The sequence below is a fragment of the Comamonas sp. JUb58 genome (assembly GCF_004364775.1).
Lineage (GTDB): Bacteria > Pseudomonadota > Gammaproteobacteria > Burkholderiales > Burkholderiaceae_C > Comamonas.
Map to the genome: position 1 here is coordinate 120,226 of NZ_SOAL01000016.1, position 21,494 is coordinate 141,719.

At 65.0% G+C, this 21,494-nt stretch carries 16 protein-coding genes; 7 read left to right on the forward strand and 9 right to left on the reverse strand.

The features are described from left to right. Positions 1 to 32: 32 nt before the first annotated feature. The 4 genes from EDF71_RS17655 to EDF71_RS17665 all read right to left on the reverse strand — a co-directional run bounded on the left by EDF71_RS17655 (position 33) and on the right by EDF71_RS17665 (position 2,512). Positions 33 to 290: a hypothetical protein gene (locus EDF71_RS17655; protein ID WP_133857866.1), complete on the reverse strand. Its 258-nt coding sequence runs from the start codon at positions 288 to 290 to the stop codon at positions 33 to 35. Between the two features lie 258 nt (positions 291 to 548). Continuing rightward, positions 549 to 1,094, reverse strand: coding sequence for a class I SAM-dependent methyltransferase (locus tag EDF71_RS17660; protein ID WP_133857867.1), 546 nt, complete (start codon positions 1,092 to 1,094; stop codon positions 549 to 551). Positions 1,095 to 1,101: 7 nt separating this feature from the next. Next, positions 1,102 to 1,275 (reverse strand): hypothetical protein, encoded by a 174-nt coding sequence (locus tag EDF71_RS25090; RefSeq protein WP_166656574.1) that lies wholly within the window; start codon positions 1,273 to 1,275, stop codon positions 1,102 to 1,104. A gap of 13 nt (positions 1,276 to 1,288) precedes the next feature. After that, a complete protein-coding gene (locus EDF71_RS17665; RefSeq protein WP_133857868.1) occupies positions 1,289 to 2,512 on the reverse strand; it encodes an MFS transporter in 1,224 nt (407 codons plus the stop codon). A 455-nt stretch (positions 2,513 to 2,967) separates the two neighbouring features. Here EDF71_RS17665 and EDF71_RS17670 point away from each other — a divergent pair, with 455 nt between their 5' ends. Together EDF71_RS17670 and parC are read left to right on the forward strand one after the other, a co-directional pair. Beyond that, the gene (locus tag EDF71_RS17670) at positions 2,968 to 4,944 is read left to right on the forward strand and encodes a DNA topoisomerase IV subunit B (protein WP_133857869.1); all 1,977 of its coding nucleotides are present in this window, start codon (positions 2,968 to 2,970) and stop codon (positions 4,942 to 4,944) included. Positions 4,945 to 5,126: 182 nt separating this feature from the next. Next, positions 5,127 to 7,487, forward strand: coding sequence for a DNA topoisomerase IV subunit A (gene parC, locus EDF71_RS17675; RefSeq protein ID WP_133857870.1), 2,361 nt, complete (start codon positions 5,127 to 5,129; stop codon positions 7,485 to 7,487). A gap of 79 nt (positions 7,488 to 7,566) precedes the next feature. Here parC and EDF71_RS17680 read toward each other — a convergent pair whose 3' ends face one another. Next, entirely contained in the window at positions 7,567 to 8,481 is a 915-nt protein-coding gene (locus EDF71_RS17680; RefSeq protein WP_133857871.1) for a LysR family transcriptional regulator, read from the reverse strand. Between the two features lie 107 nt (positions 8,482 to 8,588). Here EDF71_RS17680 and EDF71_RS17685 point away from each other — a divergent pair, with 107 nt between their 5' ends. Beyond that, entirely contained in the window at positions 8,589 to 10,049 is a 1,461-nt protein-coding gene (locus EDF71_RS17685; protein WP_133857872.1) for an amidase, read from the forward strand. Positions 10,050 to 10,184: 135 nt separating this feature from the next. After that, on the forward strand, positions 10,185 to 11,165 hold the full coding sequence (locus tag EDF71_RS17690) for a tripartite tricarboxylate transporter substrate binding protein (RefSeq protein WP_133857895.1): 981 nt from the start codon (positions 10,185 to 10,187) through the stop codon (positions 11,163 to 11,165). 37 nt (positions 11,166 to 11,202) lie between these two features. On the opposite strand, the gene EDF71_RS17695 is transcribed toward EDF71_RS17690, so the two are convergent. The 3 genes from EDF71_RS17695 to EDF71_RS17705 form a co-directional block, all read right to left on the reverse strand. Beyond that, on the reverse strand, positions 11,203 to 12,351 hold the full coding sequence (locus tag EDF71_RS17695) for an MBL fold metallo-hydrolase (RefSeq protein WP_133857873.1): 1,149 nt from the start codon (positions 12,349 to 12,351) through the stop codon (positions 11,203 to 11,205). Between the two features lie 124 nt (positions 12,352 to 12,475). Further along, positions 12,476 to 12,937 (reverse strand): RidA family protein, encoded by a 462-nt coding sequence (locus EDF71_RS17700; protein WP_133857874.1) that lies wholly within the window; start codon positions 12,935 to 12,937, stop codon positions 12,476 to 12,478. A gap of 124 nt (positions 12,938 to 13,061) precedes the next feature. After that, positions 13,062 to 13,523 carry a RidA family protein gene (locus EDF71_RS17705; protein ID WP_133857875.1) on the reverse strand — a complete coding sequence of 154 codons (462 nt, stop codon included), beginning with the start codon at positions 13,521 to 13,523 and terminating at the stop codon, positions 13,062 to 13,064. A 157-nt stretch (positions 13,524 to 13,680) separates the two neighbouring features. Between EDF71_RS17705 and EDF71_RS17710 the strand changes: the two genes are divergently transcribed. From EDF71_RS17710 to EDF71_RS17720, 3 genes are read left to right on the forward strand one after another with little or no spacing between them, the layout of a single operon-like run. Continuing rightward, entirely contained in the window at positions 13,681 to 16,347 is a 2,667-nt protein-coding gene (locus tag EDF71_RS17710) for a DNA internalization-related competence protein ComEC/Rec2 (RefSeq protein WP_133857876.1), read from the forward strand. Between the two features lie 60 nt (positions 16,348 to 16,407). Then, complete coding sequence (locus EDF71_RS17715; protein ID WP_133857877.1) at positions 16,408 to 17,895, forward strand: circularly permuted type 2 ATP-grasp protein; 1,488 nt, start codon at positions 16,408 to 16,410, stop codon at positions 17,893 to 17,895. A gap of 55 nt (positions 17,896 to 17,950) precedes the next feature. After that, on the forward strand, positions 17,951 to 18,925 hold the full coding sequence (locus EDF71_RS17720) for an alpha-E domain-containing protein (RefSeq protein ID WP_133857878.1): 975 nt from the start codon (positions 17,951 to 17,953) through the stop codon (positions 18,923 to 18,925). Positions 18,926 to 19,032: 107 nt separating this feature from the next. On the opposite strand, the gene EDF71_RS17725 is transcribed toward EDF71_RS17720, so the two are convergent. After that, positions 19,033 to 21,231, reverse strand: a complete 2,199-nt coding sequence (locus tag EDF71_RS17725; RefSeq protein WP_133857879.1) for a TonB-dependent siderophore receptor — start codon at positions 21,229 to 21,231, stop codon at positions 19,033 to 19,035. Positions 21,232 to 21,494 lie beyond the last annotated feature (263 nt).

Sequence of the window (21,494 nt, forward strand, 5' to 3'; positions counted from 1 at the left end):
GTGTTGCTTGATCAGGGCGCTACCAGTGGCGCTCAAGGCCCGACGGAGGCGCCACGTTTGGCGACCAGCTGCTTGCCTTCTAGGCGGCAGGTGGCCTTGGCGGTTTTTCCGTTGTCCAGGGTGAGTTGCACCGCATCGCCCGCCTTCTTGCCCTGGCAGGCCTCAATGGCTTGCTTGGAGGGCGCAGGCTTGGCGGGGGTGGCGGCATAGGCCTGTGCGGTGGCAATCCAGAGGGCTGCAGTCACGGCGGTGCTGCACAGCAGACGATGGCGAAGTGGTTGAGAACTCATGGCATTCCTTGTGTAAAAAGAGGCTCTGCGGGAGGCCGCGATCTGGTGTGGGACAGAAAGAAGCGGGTGAAACAGAGAAACTGGAGTGTGTTTACGCCTCTCCGCAGAGCCCATGACTGAACTATAAAAGCCAAATGTGGAGGAACTTGGGCCGACTTTGTGGAAGCTGTGACAAAGCGAAAGCCGCATGCCCATTGGGTTTGGGCGGGATCGGAGCCGTTTTAGAGCGCCGCAAAGTTATGCAAAGCGGCCCTGGTTTCAGAGCAGCGGCGCGGCCGGTGGCTGGGAGCCGTCCAGCGGGCGGCGCGCTGCAATGCGCTGTACCACCCGCTCCGGGTGGCGCAGCAGCCCCGCCTCATAGGCGATCACCGACCAGCCGGCGCAGACCTGCAGAAGCTCGCCGGGTTGCAGCAAAAAGTCGGGTCGGGAGGGCTTGCCATAGGCCTCGTTGCCCTGGGCAAAGGTCTCGTACAGCAGCAGGCCACCGGGGGCCACACTGGCCAGAATACGAGGCCACAGCGGGCGCCAGAGGTAGTTGGTGACGACCACCGCATCGAAGGCCCGGCCGTCCAGCGGCCAGGCGCCGTTCTCGATATCGGCCAGCAGCCATTCGCCTGCCGTATCGGATTGCAGCGCACGCAGCGCGGCCTCGTCGCGGTCCACCCCGGTGACCTGCAAACCCTGGGCCTGCAGGTAGCGCGCATGCCGTCCCTGGCCGCAGGCGAGATCCAGCACCTGGCTGCCGGCAGCTAGCAGCGGTGCAAAGCGGGTGATCCAGGGGGAGGGGGCGGGGCTAGAACTCATAGCCTGGCTAGAAGCAGGCCCAGACATGGTCGGCCATGCGCACCATGAATTCTGGTTGCGTATAGAGCATGAAGACCAGCGCCAAGAGCACCGCCACCAGCAGCCAGATGGCGGCGCGCTGCCAGCTGCGCAGCGGCGCGGCGTCAGCGTTGGGGGGTGAGGGTGGGGCAGGCGGTTGCATGATGCTTCGGTGTTCAGGCCGCCAGCGGCTGGCGCCGCACGGGCTCTTCCTTGACGGGCAGATTGACCAAGCCAGCGAACACGCCCAGGCCAATGGCCACATACCAGACGACATCATAGCTGCCGGTGTGGTCATAGAGGTAGCCGCCCAGCCAGATGCCCAGGAAGCTGCCGATCTGGTGGCTGAAGAACACAAAGCCGCTGAGCATGGACAGATGCTGCACACCAAAGATCTGTGCGATGGCGCCATTGGTGAGCGGCACGGTGGACAGCCACAGGAAGCCCATCACGGCGGCAAAGGCGTAGACCGACCAGGGCGACAGGGGCACCAGCAGAAACACCACGATCGCGATGGCGCGGATGAAGTAGATGCCCGAGAGCAGGTAGCGCTTGGCCATGCGCTGGCCCAGCGACCCGGCCAGGTAGGTGCCAAAGATGTTGAAGAGGCCGATCAGCGCCAACGAATAACTGGCCACATGGGGCGGCAGGCCAAAGTCCTTCAGGTAGCTGGGCATGTGCACGCCGATGAACATCACCTGGAAGCCGCAGACAAAGTAGCCGGCCGTCAGCAGCAAAAAGCTGGGGTGGCGGAAGGCCTCGGCCACGGCCTGGGCAATGGTTTGCTGATGGCCGCTGGCGGCATGGCGCTTGAGCGCATGGAAGTTGGGCTCGCGCAGCGCGATGGCCAGCGGCACGATGGTCAGCACCAGGATGGCGCACACAAGCAGCGCGTTCTGCCAGCCCAGGCTGGCGATCAGCTGGCCCTCGACCGGCACCATGAAAAACTGGCCAAAGGAGCCTGCCGCAGCGGCTACCCCCATGGCCCAGGAGCGTTTCTCGGCTGGCAGCTGGCGCCCGATGACGCCATAGATCACCGCATAGGTGGTGCCCGTCTGCGCCATGCCGATCAATAGCCCGGCGGTGAGCGCAAACATCAAGGTATTGGGCGCCCAGGCCATGCCTGCCAGGCCCAGCGCGTAGAGCAGCGCGCCGCAGACCAGCACCTTGCTGGCGCCAAAACGGTCGGCCAGCATGCCGGTAAAGATGCCAATCAGGCCCCAGCTCAGGTTTTGCACCGCCAGCGCGAGCGCAAAGGATTCGCGCGTCCAGCCCATCTCCTGCGTGATGGGCTGCAGCCAGAGGCCAAAGCCGTGGCGGATGCCCATCGATAAGGTCACTACGGCGCCGCCACACAGCAGCACGCGGGCTATGGACAATGGTTGTGCGTTGTTTTGCATAGTCTAAGGATGTCTCGTTATCTAAGAACGTGATTACGGTCTCTACGCAGCCGCGTTGGAGTGCAATCGGGATGAGTTCGAAGCGATGGTCCGCAGCTTGCACCGGGGTGCAAGCAAGGGCCAGCGTGAAGAAATCGCCCGATTTCACTCCAACCCGTAGGGACAGTGGCTTTGCGGGCGGTCTGCTTCGTTGCAGCGCTTGCCAATAGCGGGCTATTGGCTGCGCACTGCGCCTCGCATCCCATCCCGCAAAGACACTGTCGCGGCGCGAGGAGATCGTAAGCACGTTCTAGAAATTGTTACTCCAACGCCAAAAACCGGCTGTCGCCCGCATATTGCCCAGTGGCCGGCCAAGCCCATTGCAGGCTTTTGCGACCAAGCGTCGTGAATCGTCAACAAATCCACCTGTTTATCTATACAGCTATTTACAATGGCAGCCGCTAGAATGGAAAGTTATGGCAAGCAAAAACACGTCTACCAGTGAATACGCAGAGGGCTCGATACGGGTCCTCAAGGGGCTTGAGCCGGTCAAGCAGCGCCCGGGCATGTATACCCGTACGGACAATCCGCTGCACATCATCCAGGAGGTGATCGACAATGCCGCCGACGAGGCGCTCGCCGGCTTTGGCAAGAAAATCCGCGTCTACCTGCACACCGATGCCTCCATCAGTGTGGAGGACGACGGCCGGGGCATTCCCTTTGGCATGCACCCCGAAGAACATGCGCCGGTGGTGGAGCTGGTGTTCACCCGCCTGCACGCGGGCGGCAAGTTCGACAAGGGCCAGGGCGGCGCCTACAGCTTCTCGGGCGGTCTGCACGGCGTGGGGGTCTCGGTGACAAATGCCTTGGCCACCCGCATGGAGGTGACCGTGCACCGCGATGGCTCGGTCGCCACGATGGCCTTTGCCGGTGGCGATGTGGTCGAGCCGCTGAAGGTGCGACCCATGGTCAGCGGTGACCGCAAGCAGGGCACGACGGTGCGCGTCTGGCCCGATGCCAAGTATTTCGAATCCAGCCTCCTGCCAATGGGTGAGCTGGTGCACCTGCTGCGCAGCAAGGCCGTGCTGATGCCCGGCGTGAGCGTGCAGCTGACGCAGGACAAGAGCCGCGAGACGCAGACCTGGCAGTACAAAGGCGGTCTCAAGGACTACCTGCTGCAGACCCTGCCGGTGGACCCGATCATCCCCGTGTTCGAGGGCGAGGGCTTTGCCGGCCGCAACGATGACCATTTTGCCGAGGGTGAAGGGGCATCCTGGTGCGTGGCCTTTACCGACGAAGGCCAGCCGGTGCGCGAGAGCTATGTCAACCTGATCCCGACCACGGCAGGCGGCACGCATGAAAGCGGCTTGCGCGATGGCCTGTTCCAGGCGGTCAAGAGCTTTATCGAGCTGCACTCGCTGCTGCCCAAGGGCGTCAAGCTGATGCCCGAGGACGTGTTTGCCCGCGCCAGCTATGTGCTGTCGGCCAAGGTGCTTGATCCCCAGTTCCAGGGCCAGATCAAGGAGCGCCTGAACTCGCGCGATGCGGTGCGTCTGGTCTCGGGCATGGTGCGGCCTGCGTTGGAGCTGTGGCTGAACCAGAACGTCGAGTACGGCAAGAAGCTCGCCGAGATCGCGATCAAGGCAGCGCAGACGCGCCAACGCGCCGGCCAGAAGGTGGAAAAGCGCAAGGGCAGCGGCGTGGCCGTGTTGCCCGGCAAGCTGACCGATTGCGAAAGCCGCGACCTGGCCTACAACGAGGTGTTTCTGGTCGAGGGCGATTCGGCCGGCGGCAGTGCCAAGATGGGCCGCGACAAGGAAACCCAGGCCATCCTGCCGCTGCGCGGCAAGGTGCTCAACACCTGGGAAGTGGACCGCGACCGCCTGTTTGCCAATACCGAAATCCACGATATTTCGGTGGCCATCGGCGTGGACCCGCATGGCCCCGATGACGAGGTGGACCTGAGCGGTCTGCGCTACGGCAAGATCTGCATCCTCAGCGATGCGGACGTGGACGGCTCGCACATCCAGGTGCTGCTGCTGACCCTGTTCTTCAAGCACTTCCCGCAGCTGATCGACAAGGGCCATGTCTGCGTGGCACGGCCGCCGCTGTTCCGCGTCGATATTCCTGCCCGTGGCAAAAAGCCTGCGGCCAAGGTCTATGCGCTGGACGAGGCCGAGATGCATGCCATCTTCGACAAGGCTGCCAAGGATGGCGTGCCGCGCGAGAAATGCCAGATCAGCCGCTTCAAGGGCCTGGGTGAGATGAATGCCGAGCAGCTTTGGGAAACCACCCTGAACCCGGACACCCGCCGCCTGCTGCCCGTGCGCCTGAGCCGTACCGATATGCTGGCCACCCGCGAGGTCATGACCCAGCTGATGGGCAAGGGCGAGGCGGCGGCCCGCCGTGACCTGATGGAGCTGCACGGCCACGAAGTAGAGATCGACATTTGATTCCATGCCTGCACCATCCATGACTTTGTCGCTTTCGCCTTGCCTTGCTACAGCAATGTCTGCCGCTCGGCTTCGCGTCCTGCATGGCGGAGCCATGGAATGACTTGCTGCAAGCGCCGCTAAACCATAAAACCCCAACACAGCCGCGCGCAGCCGTGCCACAAGAAGAAAGCTGAACGACTATGAGTGAACAAACCGGTCTGGATTTGCTATCCAACCCCGAGCCCGAGGACGGCGACAGCCTGGACCTGGGCAATTACGCGCAGCGCGCCTATCTGGAATATGCGCTGTCGGTGGTCAAGGGCCGTGCGCTGCCCGATGTCTGCGATGGCCTGAAGCCGGTGCAGCGCCGCATCCTGTTTGCGATGGACCGCATGGGCCTGGGCTACAGCGGCCCCAACCGCGCCACGGCGGCCAAGCCCGTTAAAAGCGCGCGCGTCGTGGGCGATGTGCTGGGCCGCTTCCACCCGCATGGCGACCAATCCGCCTATGACGCGCTGGTGCGCATGGCCCAGGACTTTGCCCAGCGCTACCCGCTGATCGACGGCCAGGGCAACTTTGGCAGCCGCGATGGCGATGGCGCTGCAGCGATGCGCTACACCGAGGCGCGCCTGTCCAAGATCACCAGCCTGCTGCTCGACGAGATCGACATGGGCACGGTGGACTTTGTGCCCAACTACGACGGCTCCACCGAGGAGCCCAGCCAGCTGCCGGCACGCCTGCCGTTTTCGCTGCTCAATGGCGCCAGCGGCATTGCAGTCGGCCTGGCCACCGAAATCCCCAGCCACAATCTGCGTGAAGTGGCCGATGCCTGCGTGGCACTGATCAAGAAGCCGGCGATGACCGACTTCGACCTGCAACAGATCATTCCCGGCCCGGACTTCCCCGGTGGCGGCCAGATCATCAGCAGCGACAAGGACATTGCCGATGCCTACCGCACCGGTCGCGGCTCGATCAAGGTGCGTGCGCGCTGGACCATCGAAGAGCTGGCGCGCGGCCAGTGGCAGCTGGTCGTCAACGAGCTGCCGCCCGGCGTGTCCTCGCAAAAGGTGCTCGAAGAGATCGAGGACCTGACCAACCCCAAGATCAAGACCGGCAAGAAGACCTTGACCCAGGAGCAAAGCCAGCTCAAGGCCACGGTGCTGTCTCTGCTGGATGTGGTGCGTGACGAGTCGAGCAAGGATGCCGCTGTGCGCCTGGTGTTTGAGCCCAAGACCGGCAAGACGCCGCAGTCCGAGCTGATCACCTGCCTGCTGGCGCATACCAGCCTGGAGAGCTCCTCGTCGGTCAACCTGACGATGATCGGCATCGACGGCAAGCCCACGCAGAAGTCGCTGCGCCTGATGCTGGAAGAGTGGATCCAGTTCCGCCAGACGACGATCACGCGCCGCTCCGAGCACCGCCTCGCCAAGGTGCTGGACCGCATCCATATTCTGGAAGGCCGGCAGACCATTCTGCTCAATATCGACGAGGTGATCGCCATCATTCGCGCCAGCGACGAGCCCAAGGCGGCGCTGATGGCGCGCTTTGACCTGAGCGAGCGCCAGGCCGATGACATTCTGGAGATCCGCCTGCGCCAGCTGGCCCGCCTCGAAGCGATCAAGATCGAGCAGGAACTGACCGAGCTGCGCACAGAGCAGGGCAAGCTCGAAGACATTCTGGCCAACCCCGCCTCGCTCAAACGCCTGATGGTCAAGGAGATCGAGGCCGACGCCAAGCAGTTTGCCGACGCCCGCCGCACCCTGATCCAGGAAGAGAAAAAGGCCGTCGCTGAAGTCAAGGTGGTCGATGAGCCGGTCACCGTCGTGGTGTCGGAAAAAGGCTGGGTGCGGGCCCGCACCGGCCATGGCCATGCGGCCGACAGCTTCAGCTTCAAGTCGGGTGACAGCCTGTATGGCACCTTTGAGTGCCGCACGGTCGACCAGTTGCTGGTCTTTGGCAGCAACGGCCGGGTCTACTCGGTGGCGGTGGCCAACCTGCCGGGCGGCCGGGGCGATGGCCAGCCGGTCACCACCTTGATGGAGCTCGAAGCCGGCACCCAGATCCAGTACTACTTTGCCGGCCCGCTGTCGGCCCGCTTGCTGCTGGCCAGCAGCGCCGGTTATGGCTTCACCGCCTTGGTGGAGAACATGGTCTCGCGCCAAAAGGGCGGCAAGGCCTTTGTCAGCCTGGACGAGGGCGACACGCTCTGCGCGCCTTCGCATATCTCGGGCAGCAGCGGCAGCCTGCCGCTGGCCGATGCCAGCCATGTGGCCTGCGCCTCGGTGGGTGGCCGCATCCTCACGTTCGAGATGGGCGAGCTCAACCACATGGCCAAGGGCGGCAAGGGCCTCAAGCTGATTGACCTGGAGGACAAGGACCGCCTCGCCGGCGTCGCCGTCTACACGCGCAGCATCCGCATCGAAGGCATCGGGCGCGGCGGCAAGGCCCGTGAGGAAACCCTGGAGATCCGCAGCCTGAACAACGCCAAGGCTGGCCGCGCCAAAAAGGGCAAGCTCGCCGATCTGGGCTTCAAGCCCAGCGCCGTGTTCCGCGTCGAATAAAACGCATTGCCCATCGCACCCCAGCCCTGCCCGGCATCGCCCGGCAGGGCTTTTTCATGCCCCGTCGTTGCAGCGCCGATCAACGCTGTGCCGGCAGCAGCGCCCGCAGGTGGTCGACAAAGGCGCGCACGCCCCGGGGCAGGTTGCGGCCGGTCAGCGTTTGCAGTTCGATGGAGCGCGCATGCATGCCGCGCTCGCGGATGGGCACGGTGTGCAGCAGGCCCCGGCGCACATACTCGCGCACGGTGACTTCGCCGCCCAGGGTGAGGCCGCCGCCATGCAGCACAAAGCGCACCAGCGCATCAAACTGCCCACTCTCCAGCACGGGGTCAAACACCAGGCCACGCTGGCCGCTGGCAATGTCGAACAGCTGGCGCGCGGTATTGCCATCGTCCAGCAGGGCCAGCGGGTAGGGATGCATTTGCGCCAGGCTCACGCTGGCAAAGCGGGCCAGCGGGTGGCCGGGCGGCATGATCAGGATGACGGGCGAGTTCTGGCGGTGCTGCACATCGATATCGCGCACCGCCGCGCGGCTGTAGGTCAGGCCCACATCGGCCTCGCCATTGCGCACCGCCTGGGTCACCTGGGCGGGTGAGGCCGACACCAGCTGGAACTGCATGCCCGGGTGCTGCTCCCGGAACGTGGCCATCGCCAGGGGCAGAAACTCAAACGCAAAGCCGGCCGATGCGCAGACCCGCACCTGGCCCCGGCGCAGGCCTTGCAGCGCCTCGATATCGGCGACCACGCGCTCGGCCTCCAGTGCATGGCGCTTGGCATGGGTGGCCAGCAGCTCACCGGCCGCGCTGGCCACCATGCCGCGCGGGCGGCGCTCGAACAGCGGCACCTGCAGCACCTCTTCCAGCGATGCGATCTGGCGGCTGACGGCCGAGGCCGAGACATTGAGGCGCAGTGCGGCCTCGCTCACCGAGCCGCTGCGCACGACCTCCAGAAAGTAGCGGATGGCGGTGTCCTGGAGGTGTTGCGAGGGCGTCATGGTCTGCTTTGCAAAAAATGCAACGATAACCGCAAAAAATTGTGATTGTCGAAATGGGCCGCATTGCCTATGCTGGATTTTTCTGACATCAAAGAGACATACATCCCATGCCAACCCAGCCTGTTCCTGCCGACCACAGCATCGTCGAGTTGAGCGCCGTGGCGCTGTCCGCCGTCATCCAGCGGCGCGAGCTGTCCTGCACCGAGGTGCTGCAGGCCTTCTGGGGCCAGATCGACCGGTTGAACCCCCAGGTCAATGCGCTGGTCGCACCCATGCCGCGCGAGCCGCTGCTGGCCCAGGCCGCGCAGCTTGATGCCGAGCTGGCCCAGGGCAAGAGCCGGGGGCCGCTGCACGGCTTTCCGCAGGCGCCCAAAGATATCTCGCCCGCCGCTGGCATGGTCACCACCAAGGGCTCGCCTATTTTCAAAGGCCAGGTCAGCACCAGCGATGCGGTGGTGTTTGAGCGCATGCGCGCCGGTGGTGCGCTCTTTGTGGCGCGCAGCAATTCGCCCGAGTTTGGCCTGGGCGGCCATACCTACAACCCGGTCTACGGCACCACGCGCAATGCCTTTGACCAAAGCCGCTCGGCCGGCGGCAGCAGCGGCGGTGCGGCGGTGGCTGTGGCGTTGCGCATGCTGCCGGTGGCAGATGGCTCGGACATGATGGGCTCGCTGCGCACGCCGGCTGCCTTCAACAATGTCTACGGGCTGCGCACCTCCGTGGGCTGCGTGCCGCATGGCCCGGGCGATGAGCTGTTCTTCCAGCAGTTCAGCGTGGCCGGGCCGATGGCACGCGATATTCCTGATCTGGCCTTGCTGCTGTCGGTACAGGCCGGTTTTGATGCACGCCTGCCCTTGACGCACCGCAGCGATGGTGCGCAGGACTGGGGCCAGGGCCTGGAGCGCGACTTCAAAGGCCGCAAAATTGCCTGGCTGGGCGACCTGGGCGGGCAGCTGCCCACCGAGCCGGGCCTGCTCGACACCTGCCGCGCGGCGCTGGGCGCCTTTGCCGACATAGGCTGCACGGTGGATGAGGTGCTGCCCGACTTTGACCTGGAGCAGCTCTGGCGCGCCTGGATCGATCTGCGTAGCTTCAGCGTGGCGGGTGCCAATGCGGCGCTGTATGACGACCCGCAAAAGCGTGCGCTGCTCAAGCCCGAAGCCCTGTGGGAAATGGAGCGGGGCCGCACGCTGTCGGGCATGGACATCTATGCCGCCGCCAAGGTACGCAGCAGCTGGTACGAGGTGCTGCGCCGCCTGTTCGAGCGCTATGACTTTGTCGTGCTGCCTGCCGCGCAGGTGTTCCCGTTCGAGGCCGAGCTGGACTGGCCCCATGCCGTGGGCGGCCGCAGCATGGACACCTACCACCGCTGGATGCAGACGGTGGTGGGCGCCACGATGGCCGGCTTGCCGGCCCTGTCCGTCCCCGCCGGTTTTGGCCCCAACGGGCTGCCTGCCGGCCTGCAGATCATCGGGCCCACGCAGGCGGACAAGGCCCTGCTGCAAATCGGCCATGCCTACGACCAGGCCAGCGGCCATGCCCGCCGCCGCAGCCCCTTGCTTGGCTAGGCGGGCAGCGCTCTCCAGTCCCTGTCGTTCAGCACATTTTTCCCTGCGCATACCGCAGCAGACCCGGCGCCTTGGCAGCGCGGGTCTGCGATGGTTCTGCACCCGTTTGTTCACAAAAAGGTAGATCCCATGTCCATGCCGATATCCCGTCACCGCTTTTTGACCTACCTGGCCGCAGGTGCCGCCGGCCTGGCCCTGCGCCCCACATGGGCCCAGGGCTACCCCGACCGTGCGGTCAAGCTGGTGGTGCCTTTTGCGCCTGGCGGGGCCACGGACATCCTGGGCCGGCTGCTGGCCTCGCAGCTCAGCGAGAAGCTGGGCCAGTCGGTGTTTGTGGAGAACCGCCCGGGCGCTGGCACGGCGGTGGCGGGCGGGCAGGTGGCCAAATCGGCGCCCGATGGCTATACCTTGTTCTTGGGCGCCAGCTCTACCCTGGCGATGAACCCGGTGGTGCGCAAGGCGCTGCCCTATGACCCGATGCGCAGCTTCAGCATGCTGGGCTTGGTCGCAGACATGGGCCTGGTGCTGGTGGCCAACAATGCCGTCAAGGCCACGTCGCTGCAGGACCTGGTGGCGCAGTCCAAGGCGGCGCCGGATCGCTTTTCCTACGGCTCCTTTGGCCCGGCCTCGTCGGTGCATTTTGGCGGCGAGATGCTCAAGAGCGCCACCGGCATCCGCATGCTGCATGTGCCCTTCAACGGCAGCACACCGAGCTTGACGGCACTGATGGGTGGCCAGGTGCAATTGGCGGTGGACACGGTGGTGGCAACCACGCCGCTGATCAAGGCCGGCAAGATCAAACCGATTGCCGCGCTGGGCGCCCAGCGCCTGGCCTTGCTGCCCGAGGTGCCCACGGTGGCGGAAAGCGGCTTTCCCGGTTTTGACATGAGCACCTGGTTTGCCTTTTTGGCGCCTGCCGGCCTGCCCGAACCGGTGCGCGCCAAGCTCGAAGCCGCCTTGGCCGATGTGATGGCACAGCCCGCCACCCAGCAAAAGCTGGAGAGCATTGGCCTGACCCCCGCCTGGGGCAATGGCAGTGCGCTGAAGGCGCGCGTGGAGCGTGAGCTGCCGCTGATGCGCGATGTGGCGCAGCGCGCCCAGATCGAGGTGGAGTAAGCCTTGGGCTAGCGGTGCTGATGTCGAAAAAAAGCGCTTAACGCAGCGCTTCCCACCACCGCTTGTTGCTGCGCGGCTGGCCCACGGTCAGCACTTCGCCGATCTCGGGCGTGGCCAGTTGGATGCCCTGCTGCTGTGTCAGTGCGGCGAGCCGGTCCATGGGCTCGCGCCAGCCGTGCATGGCCAGCGCAAAGGTGCTGTTGTGCACGCTGTACAGCACCTGGCCGCGCACATCAGTAAAGGCCTGGATGGTTTCTTCCGGCGTCATGTGAACCGATGGCCAGTAGGCGTCGTAGGCACCGTTTTCCATCAGCGCGATGTCCATGGGGCCGAACTTCTCGCCAATCGCCTTGAAGCCGGGGAAATAGCCGGTATCGCCGCTGTAGTAGATGCGCTGGCCGCCCGTTTGCAGCACCCAGGATGCCCAGAGCGTGCTGTTGCGGTCGCTCAAGGTGCGGCCCGAGAAATGCTGGCTGGGCGTGGCGGTCACTTCCACGCCGGCGTGTTGCTCTTGCTGCCACCAGTCCAGTTCGACAATGCGCTCGGGCTCCACACCCATGTCGCGCAGGCGTGCGCCCACGGCCAGCGGCACAAAGTAGCGCTCCACCTTGCCGAGCAGGAACTTGATGGTCGGCTCGTCCAGGTGGTCATAGTGGTCGTGCGACAGCACCAGGCCGGCGATGGGCGGCAGGTCTTGCAAGGGCAGCGGTGTGGGGTGGAAGCGCTTGGGGCCGATAAAGCTGAAGGGAGATACGCGCTCGCCAAACACCGGGTCGATCAGCCAGTACTGGCCTTGGAGCTTGAGCAGGTGCGAGGAGTGGCCGAGCCGGATCACATGGTTGGCATCGGCCGGCAGCGCTTGCAGCTTTGCCGGGGTGACGGTGTGAACCGGAATGCTGTCCTGTGGTGTGGTTCCGCTCTTGTCGCCAAACAGAAAGCGCGACCAGATCTGAAAGCCGCCGGCATGGGGCTTGGCGGCTGGGTTGGGCGGGTTTTGAAAGCGCTTGTCGGCCGAGGAATACTGGGGCGATGCCTGGTAGCGACGCTGGCTGTCCTCGTCCGGGGTGGAGGCGCAGGCCACCAGCGAACAGGCCGTGGCGACCAGCCAGCCGCTGCGCAGGCGCTGAAAGCCGCCGTTGCCGCGGGTGCTGTTGTTGGACGAGGAGGCGGGGCGGGGCTCTTGCATGGCTAATATCAATCGGGCTGGGTGGCGCGGTAAGCGACAGCCATGATACGGCGCCCACAAGAAAGCCGCATGGCTGCGGCTGTTGTAGGGATTTAGCGAAAAATCTATCGACTAATCTACAGATTTATTCCACTTCTGCGATGAGTTCAATCTCCACACAGGCGCCCCGGGGCACCTGGGCCACGCCGAAGGCGCTGCGGGCATGGGCACCCTTGTCGGGGCCAAAGACCTGGGCCAGCAATTCGCTGGCGCCGTTGGTGACCAGATGTTGCTCGGTGAAGTCTTCCGTGCTGTTGACCAGGCTCATCAGCTTGACGATGCGCTTGACCCGGTTCAGATCACCGCCCACCGCTGCCTGCAGGGTGCCCATCAGGTCGATGGCGACCGAGCGCGCTGCCTGCTGGCCTTCGGCGGTGTCCATGGTCTTGCCCAGCTTGCCGGTCCAGGGCTGGCCATTCTTGCTGGCGGTGTGGCCGCTGATAAAAACCAATTGGCCGGTTTGTGCAAACGGCGCATAAGCCGCAGCGGGTGTGCGCACCGGTGGCAGTTCAATGTTCAGGGCTTGGAGTTGGTCGTAGATGCACATGCCGGTCTGGTCCTTGCTGGGTAGAAGTGAGGCATCTTAGAGCCAGCGCCGGTCCTGCATGCATGCAAAAACAATGCGGCGCCATACCCGCAGGGCATAGGCGCCGCATGGCGTGTGGTGTGGCTTAGGCCAGTTCTGCGATCAGCTCGATCTCGACGCAGGCACCCATGGGGATCTGGGCGACGCCAAAGGCGCTGCGGGCATGGGCGCCTTTTTCAGGGCCAAACACTTCGGCGAACAACTCGCTGGCGCCATTGGTCACCAGGTGCTGCTCGGTGAAGTCGCCGGTGCTGTTGACCAGGCTCATCAGCTTGACCACGCGCTTGACCTTGTTCAGATCGCCGCCGGCGGCATGCTGCAGGGTGCCGAGCAGATCAATGGCCACCGCGCGCGCTGCCAGCTTGCCTTCTTGGGTGTTGATGTTGCGGCCAAACTGCGCCACCCAGGGCTTGCCATCCTTGCGGGCAATATGGCCACTCAAAAACACCATGTTGCCGGTCTGTACATACGGCAGATAGGCGGCAGCGGGCACCGCCAGTGGCGGCAGGCTGATGCCGAGGGCCTGGAGTTTGTCGTAAACGCTCATGGAATCCTTTCAACTATGGAGGCGGGGCAAAGCGCTCAGTGTGGCACAAATGCCCCGATTGAGTGCCCACATCTATGTCGCCTGAGAGGGGCGGCGACGGACTTTAGGGCAAGTCCGGATCGGGCTGACTGGCAGCGCTACCTAGCATGGGGGGATGATGGAGACTTCTTCCGCCAAGCCGGCCGACCCGCGCAGTGTGGGGCAGGGCTGGAGCAGCTACTGGCGACCGGCGGCCTGGCTCTGGGGCATCCTGGCTGGCACCGCTGTGCAGCTGCAGCAGGCCAGCCTGGGGTCGGTCTGGCACTACGCGGCATCAGCGCTGCTGGGGGCTATGGCCAGCCTGCTGCTGAGCCGTTGGCGCAGGCCGCTGCCGTGGCCCGATCGCGCGCTCTGCTGCCTGGCCGCCGCCGCGCTGGCCTTTGGCCTGGCGGGCATGCGCGCCGCCCACCAGGCTCACACCCAGTTGCAGCCAGTGTTGGAAGGTGTCGATCTGCAGCTGGAGGGCGTCATCGTGGCCATGCCTTTGCCCGTCAGCGGCGGGCAGCGCTTTCGGCTCAAGACCGAGCAGGCCTGGCTGGAGGGCACGCTGGTGGCAGTGCCGCCGCTGGTTGACCTGTCCTGGTACCGCGCCGACCACCGCGCCTTTGCACACGAGGCGATGGAGCAGCCCGCATCGGCTGATGATGCCTTGCCGCTGCTGCAGGCGGGGCAGCGCTGGCGGCTGCCCGTGCGCCTGCGGGCACCCCATGGCAGCCTGAACCCGCATGGCTTTGACTACGAGATGTGGATGTGGGAGCAGGGCGTGCAGGCCACGGGCTATGTGCGCCACGGCCAGCCCGAGGGGCCGCAGTTGCTCGCATCGCGGCAAGGCCATGCGGTGGAGCGCTTGCGGCAAGCAGTGCGCGATGGCATGGTGCAGCAACTGGCGCCGCCGGGCCAGCCGCAGGCGGCAGAGCGTGCGCGCATTGCCGGTGTGCTGGTGGCGCTGGTGACGGGCGAACAGCGCGCGATTGACCGCGAGGACTGGCGCGTATTCCGCATCACCGGTGTGGCCCATCTGATGGCGATATCGGGCCTGCACATCACCTTGTTTGCCTGGGTGTCGGCTGCGATGATCCGCATCGCCTGGCGGCGCAGCCCTGCGCTGTGCCTGCGGCTGCCGGCCCCCCATGTGGCTCTGTGGGGCGGGGTGCTGTGCGCGGGGCTCTATGCGGTGTTCAGCGGCTGGGGCATTCCGGCACAGCGCACGGTGCTGATGCTGGTGGTTGTGGCCGCGCTCGCATCGAGCGGCCGGCAATGGCCTTGGTATATGCGCTGGTTGCTGGCCTGCGTCTGCGTGGTGCTGGCCCAACCGATGGCCATGCTGCAGGCGGGGTTCTGGCTGAGCTTTCTGGCGGTCGGCATCTTGTTTGCATCGGACCGGGGGCCAGGTGCCCGCAGCCCTGAAGCCTCTGGGCAAGGCATGGCCCAGCGCGGCCTGCGCGGCACCTTGGCGGCCACGGCCCAGCTGCTGCGTGAGCAGTGGGTGGTGACCCTGGCGATCACGCCCTTGTCCCTGCTGCTGTTTGGCCAGGTGTCGGTGGTGGGCTTTGTGGCCAATCTGCTGGCCATCCCCTGGGTGACCTGGGTGGTCACGCCGCTGGCCTTGCTGGGGGCGGTGCTGCCGCCCTTGTGGACGGCAGCGGCCTGGGCGCTACAGCCCTTGATGTTGGTCCTGCAGTGGCTGGCGAGCTGGCCTCATGCGGCGCTGTGGCTGGCGGCCGCACCAGGCTGGGCGGCGCTGGCTGCCGTGCTGGGCGGCGTGTGGCTGGTGCTGCCCTGGCCTTGGCGGTTGCGGTTGCTCGGCCTGCCTTGTCTGCTGCCAGCCCTGTTCTGGGAGCCGCTGCGGCCGGCGCATGGCCAGTTTGCGCTCTGGGCGCTGGATGTGGGCCAGGGCCAGGCCGTTGTGGTGCAGACCGCCAGGCACAGCCTGCTGTATGACGCGGGCCCGCGGTATGGCCCAGGCAGCAATGCCGGCGACCGGGTGGTGGTGCCTGCGATGCGGGCCATGGGCGTGCGCGGGCTGGACAGCGGCCGGCTGGATCTGCTGGTACTGAGCCATGCCCATGTGGACCACACCGGCGGCGCCGAGGCGGTGGTGGAGCAGCTGCGCCCTGTGGCGGTGATGGGCTCGCTGCTGCCCCATGAGCGCCAGCGCCTGGGCATAGCTGCCGCGCCCTGGCAAGACTGTGCTGCGGGCCAGACATGGACCTGGGATGGCGTGCAGTTCAGCGTGCTGTTTCCCGGCGAGCAGGAGCTGGGTGCTGCCGACAGCCCCATCCCCAGGCAGAGCTCGGGCAACCCCTTGAGCTGTGTGCTGCGCATCGAGGCAGCGGCGCGCGGCGGCCATGCGGCTGCGGCCTTGCTGCCAGGCGATATCGAGCGCGCCCAGGAGTGGGCGCTGGTACAGCGCCATGCCGATGCGCCCGCCGCTTTGCGGGCCGACCTGATGCTGGCGCCCCACCATGGCAGCAATACCTCGTCCACACAGCCGCTGTTGGCGGCGGTGCGGCCGCGCTGGGTGGTGGCGCAAACGGGCTACCGCAACCGCTTCAGGCACCCGGCTGCTGCGGTGCAGCAGCGTTACCAAGAGATGCAGATTGTGCTGCGCAACACGGTCCATTGCGGTGCAGCACACTGGCGATCCGAGCAGCCAGAGCTGCTGGTGTGTGAACGGAAAAAGCGGCCCCGCTATTGGCGCCACGAGGCTGCCGAGCTGGGCCAAACGCGTAGGACATTGGATATAAACAAAACAAATCGGCCCCTAATCCTTGATGAAGGTTAGTACTTAGTTTTGGGTGGCGCGAAACTTGCTAAGCTGCTGGTGCCAGAAAAGGATTTTGCGATGCAAAAGTTCGATGAGATGTACCAGGGCCTGCCTTATGCAGCAGGTGCCGAAAGAGCGCACTACCAAAGCTATGCCAAATGGTTGCAGCAGCAGCCTTTTGAGAAGATGCAGGCCTTGCGGGAGGAGGCCGAACTGATATTCCGCCGCGTGGGGATCACCTTCGCGGTCTATGGCGAAAAGGACGAAGACGGCTCGGGCACCGAGCGCCTGATTCCCTTTGATCTGATCCCGCGCATCATCCCCTCGCACGAGTGGTCGCAGATGCAAAAGGGCCTGGTGCAGCGCGTGGCCGCCCTCAACCGCTTTATCCACGATGTCTACCACGACCAGGAAATCCTGAAAGCCGGCATCATCCCGCGCGACCTGGTGCTGGAGAACAGCCAGTACCGGCCCGAGATGCGGGGCGTGCATGTGCCGCTGGACACCTATGCGCACATTGCCGGCATCGACATCGTGCGCGCCGCTGAGGCCGATGGCAGCGGCACCTACTATGTGCTGGAAGACAATCTGCGCGTGCCGTCGGGCGTGTCGTACATGCTGGAAAACCGCCGCATGATGATGCGCCTCTTCCCCGGCCTGTTCAGCAGCCATGCGGTCGCTCCGGTGGCCCATTACCCGGATCTGCTGCTGGACACCTTGCGCACCAGCGCGCCCAACCATGCCGCCAACAACCCGACCGTGGTGGTGCTGACGCCGGGCATGTACAACAGCGCCTATTTTGAGCATGCCTTCCTCGCCCAGCAAATGGGCGTGGAGCTGGTCGAAGGCCAGGATCTGCTGGTGCGCGATGACGTGGTCTATATGCGCACCACGCAGGGCCTGCAGCGCGTGGATGTGATCTACCGCCGGGTGGATGATGATTTTCTGGACCCCCAGGTTTTTCGCCCTAACTCAACCTTGGGTTGTGCCGGCCTGATGCGCGCCTACCGCAAGGGCAATGTGGCGATCTGCAATGCGGTGGGCACCGGCGTGGCCGATGACAAATCGGTCTACCCCTATGTGCCAGCGATGATCCGCTTCTACCTGGGCGAAGAGGCCATTCTGAAGAACGTACCGACCTGGATGTGCCGCAAGCCCGATGACCTGGCCTATGTGCTGGACCACCTCGATGAGCTGGTGGTCAAGGAAGTGCATGGCGCCGGCGGCTACGGCATGCTGATTGGCCCGGCCTCCACCCGTGCCGAGATCGAGGCCTTCCGCGCCGTGCTCAAGGCCAAGCCCAACGGCTATATCGCCCAGCCGACCTTGAGCCTGTCGAGCAGCCCCACCTATGTGGAAAGCGGCATCGCGCCGCGCCACATCGATCTGCGGCCCTTTGTGCTGAGCGGCAAGGATGTGCAGATGGTGCCCGGCGGCCTGACGCGCGTGGCGCTCAAGGATGGCTCACTGGTGGTCAACTCCTCGCAAGGCGGTGGCACCAAGGACACCTGGGTGCTGCGTGGCCCCGAGGACGATTACAGCGAGTGGGATGGCATGCAGCAGTGAACCCAACTGGTTCCTGAATGAAAGCCCTCCATCTGCCTAGCGAAAGAATGTCACTATGTTGAGCCGAACCGCCGACCACCTCTACTGGATGTCCCGCTACACCGAGCGGGCGGAAAACACTGCCCGCATGCTCAATGTGAGCTACGAGACCTCCATGCTGCCGCAGTCCGCCACGGCAGCGGCCAAGGCCTGGCAAAGCGTGCTGTCCATCAGCGAGCTGCTGCCGGCCTACTATGAGCGCCATGACGAAATCACCCTTGATGGGGTGCTGCACTTCATGGTGCGCGACGAAACCAATACCTCGTCGATCTACAGCTGCCTGCTGGCCGCGCGTGAGAACGCGCGTGCCGTGCGCGGCGCGCTGACCACCGAAGCCTGGGAGACCCTGAACTCGACCTGGCTCGATGTGAACCGCTTGTTCAAGGCCAAGAAGTTCGAGAACGACCCGGCCAAGTTCTTTGAATGGGTCAAGCTGCGCTCGCACCTGTCGCGCGGCGTTGTGTCGGGCACGATGCTGCAGGACGATGCCTTTCTGTTCTTGCGCCTGGGCACCTTCATCGAGCGGGCCGACAACACCGCGCGTCTGCTGGATGTGCGCTTCCATGCGGTCAAGAACGATTACCACGGCTCCTACCAGCCGGGCAAGGGCGGCCAGCCGTCGGACTTCTACCACTGGAGCGCGATCTTGCGCAGCGTCTCGGCCTTTGAGGTGTACCGCAAGGTCTACCGCAATGTGATCACGCCCGAGCGCGTGGCCGAGATGCTGATTCTGCGGCGTGATATGCCACGCTCGCTGCATGCCAGCATGTACGAGGTGGTGCAGATTCTGCAGGCCGTTGCCAACGACCATTCGGCCGAGACCCAGCGCCAGGCCGGCCTGCTGCTGGCCGAGCTGCAGTACGGCCGCATCGATGAGCTTTTGGCCACCGGACTGCATGCCTTCCTGGTGCGCTTTCTGGAGCGGGTGCATGCACTGGGTGGCCGCATTGGCCAGGATTTTCTGGCGACCACGGAGCCGGCGGCAGCCTGATTCACGACAAGCCGAAAAGGAAAAAAGGCTGCGGTGTTTATCGCAGCCTTTTTTGCATCCATCTCGCGGGCATTCCACCGCCCGCGATCCGCGCTGGTCCCTGGCGATCAGTAGCGGTAAGTGGCCGTCAGCAGAAAGTTGCGACGCTCGCCGTAGAAGCAGTCCCCGCGTGACAGGCACTGCGTGATCACGACCTTGTCGGTCAGGTTGTTGGCATGGAAGGCCAGGCGCCAGTCACCGCTGTCGTAGGCCACCATGGCATCGGTCAGCAAGGACGAGGGTGTGTCGATGGCGCTGGTGCCCGACCACTGCGAGCCGGTGTAGCGCAGGCCGGCGCCGACGCTCCAGCCGCCGCGCCCTTGGCTGGCGAAGCGGTGCGTCAGCCAGCTCGATGCCATATGGCGCGAGACGGCGGCCACGCGCTGGCCCTGGTCGCCGGCATTGCTGCGGCTGATCTTGGCGTCGGTGTAGGCATAGGCGACCGTCCAATCCCAGCTTTTGTCCAGGCTGGCGGTCATCTCTGCTTCAAAGCCCTGGGTCTTGACCTCGCCCAGCTGCAGGCTGTTGAGCGGGTTGGCCGGGTCATTGGTCTTGCGGTTTTGCTCACGCAGGCTGTAGACGGCGGCATAGCCGGAGATGCCCCTGCCTTCGGGGATCCACTTCACACCGGCCTCGACCTGCTTGCCGCGCTGCGGCTTGTAGGGCGTGCCGTAAAAGTCCACGCCGCCCAGCGGCTGGAAGGACTCGGTATAGCTGATGTAGGGCGCCCAGCCGCCACCGGCCTGGTAGGTCAGACCGACGCGCTTGGTCCAGGCCGAATCGTCGGCAGCGGCGGCAGGCCGGCCTTCGGTCTCTGTCTTGGCATGGTCGCGGCGCAGGCCGGCCGTGGCGCTCCAGTCGCCCCAGCGCAGCTGGTCCTGCAGGTAAAAGCCCAGCTGGCGCTGCGACACATTGGGCGCTTGCACCAGTTGCGATGCCGAGGGCGGCGTGAACGAGCCGTAGACGGGGTTGTAGACATCCAGCGGCGTGCCCAGCGCACGCCAGCTAGCGGTGCTGGTGGTGTTGCGCTGCCAGTCCATGCCGGCCAGCACCGTGTGCTGCACATCGCCGGTCTGCAGCTTGCCTTCCAGCTGGGTATCGACCAACAGCATGCGGCCGCCATTGATATTCCAGACGGCATCGCGCTGCACCGTGCGGCCATCGGCATCGAACACCGGCCGGGCAGGGCGGCCTGCGGCAGCATTGGCGGCAAAGCTGGTGTAGAGCGTGCGGTAGTCCACCTCGCTGGTGGTGCGGCGCAGGTTTTGGCGCAGGGTCCAGTGGTCGTTCAGCTGGTGGCTAAACAGGTAGCCAAAGGACTTGTTCTCGGAGTCGTACTTGTCAAAGTTCGGCTCGCTGATGAAGGTGCTGGTGGGAATCTGGCCGTAGGGGCTGGGCAGGCGCGTGCCTTGCCAGGGGAAGAACTGGGTGATCGAGCCACTCTTGTCCTTGTGGTACATGGCCTGCAAGGTCAGTGAGGTGCCGGCAAAAGGCTTGAAGGTCAGCGACGGCGCAATGACCAGGCGGTCGTCCTTGACATGGTCGACCTGGGTGTTGCTGTCGCGGCCCACCGCCACCAGGCGGTAGAGCCAGCGGCCCTCGTCATCAATGGGGCCGGTGATGTCGCTGGCAATCTGCTTGCGGTCATGGCTGCCCAGCTGCAGCTGTACTTCGCGCTGGGGCTGGTCCAGCGGGCGCTTGCTGGTCAGGTTGAGCACGCCGCCCACGCTGCCCTGGCCATAGAGCACCGACGAGGGGCCGCGCAGAAACTCGACCCGCTCCAAGGTATAGGGCTCGACCTTGATGTTGTTGTAGGTGCCATAGGTGCGCAGCAGGCCATCCTGGTACTGGCTGACATCGCCGCCCCGCGCCTTGAAGCTGTCCACCCGGTTGTCGAAATAGCTGGAGTTGATGCCAGCCGCATAGCGCGTGGTTTCGCGCAAGGTGGTCACGCCCTGGGCTTCAAACTGGTCGCGGGTCACGACGCTGATGGCCTGCGGGGTCTCGATCAGCGGGGTATCGGTCTTGGTGGCGGAGAGGGCGCGCTTGGCCACAAAGCCCTTGACCGGGCCGGTGGCCGTCTCGGCAGTGGCCTCGCCCTGCACTGTGATGGGCGCAAGCGTGGTCTCTGCCGGTGCTGCCGGCGCGGGCGTGGCGCTTTGCGCCAGCGCGTTGCCGCCCCAGCAGGCCAGAGCGGCCCACAAGGCCGTGTGCAATGCGGTATGCAGCGCACGCGGCGCGGCTGCGGAGATCAGGGTGTCAGACATGGTGATCGGGTGTTGAACGCGGAAAAACGGCGCGCTGACAAGCTCAGCGCCAGAGCTTTACCGGGCCTGACCACGGGCCATGCGGGGAGGCTGCGCAGTGGATGCAGCTGCTGACATCCAAGGCGCCGAGCAGCGGCCTGGTGGACCGCGAGGCGAAGCAATAGGTGTGCACGCAGCATGGCGTTGGGGATGACCCGGTACGCTGGCTGGCACCGGTAAACAAACGATGCTGGCGTGCGAAGAAAGATGAAGGCGCAGTGTAA

What these genes read in the sequence shown, in the direction of transcription:
- EDF71_RS17655 (WP_133857866.1), bottom strand. Translation starts at nt 290, where the DNA reads ATGAGTTCTCAACCACTTCGCCATCGTCTGCTGTGCAGCACCGCCGTG.
- EDF71_RS17660 (WP_133857867.1), bottom strand. Translation starts at nt 1,094, where the DNA reads ATGAGTTCTAGCCCCGCCCCCTCCCCCTGGATCACCCGCTTTGCACCG.
- EDF71_RS25090 (WP_166656574.1), bottom strand. Translation starts at nt 1,275, where the DNA reads ATGCAACCGCCTGCCCCACCCTCACCCCCCAACGCTGACGCCGCGCCG.
- EDF71_RS17665 (WP_133857868.1), bottom strand. Translation starts at nt 2,512, where the DNA reads ATGCAAAACAACGCACAACCATTGTCCATAGCCCGCGTGCTGCTGTGT.
- EDF71_RS17670 (WP_133857869.1), top strand. Translation starts at nt 2,968, where the DNA reads ATGGCAAGCAAAAACACGTCTACCAGTGAATACGCAGAGGGCTCGATA.
- parC (WP_133857870.1), top strand. Translation starts at nt 5,127, where the DNA reads ATGAGTGAACAAACCGGTCTGGATTTGCTATCCAACCCCGAGCCCGAG.
- EDF71_RS17680 (WP_133857871.1), bottom strand. Translation starts at nt 8,481, where the DNA reads ATGACGCCCTCGCAACACCTCCAGGACACCGCCATCCGCTACTTTCTG.
- EDF71_RS17685 (WP_133857872.1), top strand. Translation starts at nt 8,589, where the DNA reads ATGCCAACCCAGCCTGTTCCTGCCGACCACAGCATCGTCGAGTTGAGC.
- EDF71_RS17690 (WP_133857895.1), top strand. Translation starts at nt 10,185, where the DNA reads ATGCCGATATCCCGTCACCGCTTTTTGACCTACCTGGCCGCAGGTGCC.
- EDF71_RS17695 (WP_133857873.1), bottom strand. Translation starts at nt 12,351, where the DNA reads ATGCAAGAGCCCCGCCCCGCCTCCTCGTCCAACAACAGCACCCGCGGC.
- EDF71_RS17700 (WP_133857874.1), bottom strand. Translation starts at nt 12,937, where the DNA reads ATGTGCATCTACGACCAACTCCAAGCCCTGAACATTGAACTGCCACCG.
- EDF71_RS17705 (WP_133857875.1), bottom strand. Translation starts at nt 13,523, where the DNA reads ATGAGCGTTTACGACAAACTCCAGGCCCTCGGCATCAGCCTGCCGCCA.
- EDF71_RS17710 (WP_133857876.1), top strand. Translation starts at nt 13,681, where the DNA reads ATGGAGACTTCTTCCGCCAAGCCGGCCGACCCGCGCAGTGTGGGGCAG.
- EDF71_RS17715 (WP_133857877.1), top strand. Translation starts at nt 16,408, where the DNA reads ATGCAAAAGTTCGATGAGATGTACCAGGGCCTGCCTTATGCAGCAGGT.
- EDF71_RS17720 (WP_133857878.1), top strand. Translation starts at nt 17,951, where the DNA reads ATGTTGAGCCGAACCGCCGACCACCTCTACTGGATGTCCCGCTACACC.
- EDF71_RS17725 (WP_133857879.1), bottom strand. Translation starts at nt 21,231, where the DNA reads ATGTCTGACACCCTGATCTCCGCAGCCGCGCCGCGTGCGCTGCATACC.